This window comes from Bacillus hominis, from assembly GCF_018332515.1.
GTDB classification, from domain to species: domain Bacteria; phylum Bacillota; class Bacilli; order Bacillales; family Bacillaceae_G; genus Bacillus_A; species Bacillus_A hominis.
Genome location: NZ_BOQD01000224.1, coordinates 1 through 2,369, shown reverse-complemented (window position 1 = coordinate 2,369; position 2,369 = coordinate 1). Strand labels below are relative to the sequence as shown.

General features: G+C 31.8%; 3 pseudogenes. All 3 read left to right on the top strand.

Annotated features, from left to right (window positions below):
• Positions 1-275: 275 nt before the first annotated feature.
• A pseudogene (locus tag KI356_RS20000) lies at positions 276-437 on the top strand (ABC transporter ATP-binding protein); the annotation flags it as partial.
• A pseudogene (locus KI356_RS19995) lies at positions 432-1,125 on the top strand (ABC transporter permease). The pseudogenes KI356_RS20000 and KI356_RS19995, both read left to right, overlap by 6 nt.
• 1,089 nt (positions 1,126-2,214) lie before the next feature.
• Positions 2,215-2,355: pseudogene (locus tag KI356_RS19990) on the top strand (ASCH domain-containing protein); the annotation flags it as partial.
• Between the last annotated feature and the right edge of the window lie 14 nt (positions 2,356-2,369).

Sequence of the window (2,369 nt, the reverse complement as noted above, 5' to 3'; positions counted from 1 at the left end):
GACTTCCTTATGTTAACATCTTCGTTAGTTAATGTCAACTAAGTTTTTCATTTTGTTTTTATTTCGTTTGTCGCTTTCTGCGTTGTTACTATCGGCGACTTGTTCTATATTACACCTCTATACTCTAATCGTCAACACTTTTTATAAAGATATTTAATTTAATATTTCTTGCACTCTTTTAGCTAGATAAGTCCCTACAAAGATTTTATTAACAAGGAGCCCTCTTCTACTTCTCTTTACTAATCTGTTCCTCCAAAACATATTCAATTTAAACCCTTTTTCATTATCCTGAACTACTCATACTAGATGAACCAACTAACGGACTAGACCTAATTAGTATTACAGAACGACAAAAACTAATTACATCTTTAGCTCAAGAAAGAAATATAACAATACTCATTTCTAGTCACATATTAGCTGAGGTGGAACAATTGGTTCATCTACTCCATACAAAACTATTAAAACTAAAACCTTCTGCTATGTTTTTAATTCGTATTATTGGTACTGGTGCCACACCCTTCTTAGTGGTTGTAACGTCTTATATACACATAAAAACAAAAAAGCCTACTCCAACTATTTTGTCCCCTCAATTATTCACTGAAGTTAACGTGTATACCACTCTAATTATCAGATGTCCTTTATACGGAGTTGTGATCGCTTATCTGTTTACACGGAAGATACATTGAAAATCGAAACATTTTCTAACTATACCCGTATCATGTATTAGCTTTATTAAAAATAAGTTCATCCTTCTATTTCTTTGGATTATGATGCTAACTTTAATTATTATGCCTATAGGGAGACCTTCTCTGGATTTAGCACTGTCTTACTTTTAGGTTCTCTCCTGATTTTTTTATATGCGGCGTCCTTCTCTTTCCTTCATCTTCACCCATTTTACTATTAACTCTTGTAATGAAGACCTATATACCGCCTATTATATTAACAATCATTATTACAATAACAAACCTTATGCTCGTAAACTCCAATTATAAAGATTTATTTCCATGGACTGCTACCCTATATATAGCAAATAATGAATTACAACCCACATATCCACCAGAGTATTCCTATATCATCATTGCAGCAACAGCACTATTCTATTTTAAGAGAGTAGATATTCATTAATTTATAGGAGTGAAACTGCGTCTAGTTACAAGCTATACTTGAAAACCGAACCTAGTAATAGCGTTTCTTCCTATAAAATAAGCACCTCAATTGATTGAGTGTACCTATTACACCAACCTAGAACAAATGTTCTTAACCCTTTTTATACATCACTACTTCCTCCTATTGATGTAATCGTACTATAGTTTTTCACTTGCACTTATCTTCTCTATGAAAGACTCGCAATTATAAAATTTGAGGAGGTTTTATTCTATGTCTGTATACAAAAACAGTAATCTTTACCATTAGAAAAGCAAATTGAATTGCTGACAAAGCATTTAGTTTCATTTAATAGTATTAACGGTACCGGCGGCGAAGTCAGTATTATAGGTGAACTATATAATATTTTCAAATACTTCCGAAACACGTAACGAACACTCCTTACATATAGAAATAGTGCGTTAGTACTACAAATGAATGCACTAGCACAAAAATATCGGGTATCTATTAGGGAAGCGTATCATAAGTAAATGAGGTTTTTACCAAAAAAGAAGCAGTTTCGCCGATACTTGAATGTACAAATTAGTTTAGTTTCTATTAATTTATTAAATTTAAGGTATTTTGCGGTTTTTGTAACGCTTTCTCCTCGTACTAGGATGTATCATAGTAATCTACGTTATCCACACCTTGTAACTTAGGACTGGGTAATGATCTTTTAAAGAAAAAACAAGTATTATTCAATTTAATAAATTCATGGAGCTTAACACATAATTATTTTGCTTCATCACTTAATGCATCTATATCTGAATTCCTAGCGGGATGTAAGTGTAACTTGCTGTCCATCAAAGAAGCTTTATGACAAGAATTCTTGAAATTCCAGCATGTTATACCTTTGTTGAACACTTTCTAATAACATATCTGTTATTTCAACATAAAGATTAAGTCCCGTATGTATTTCTAACGTTTCAGATGCTTCTTTGAAATAATCAATTTTTATTCTTTCTTTATAAACATCTTTCCCAGTATCGATTGCATCTGCATATCCCCTAAAGCCGCGTAAAGTAGGTATATAAACATGTTTAAAATTAATTTTATAATTTGTTCTCCCAGAAAGGAGATTTTACTTATAATTACTGGAGAAATACCCATATTCGGTTCTTTACGAAGAAACTGAATGAACTTGGTCTTCGTTTTTCTGAAGATATGCTACTCGTTTGTGAGCGTTTTACACTTATTGATGTAAAAAAATAAAATATAGCTTGTCA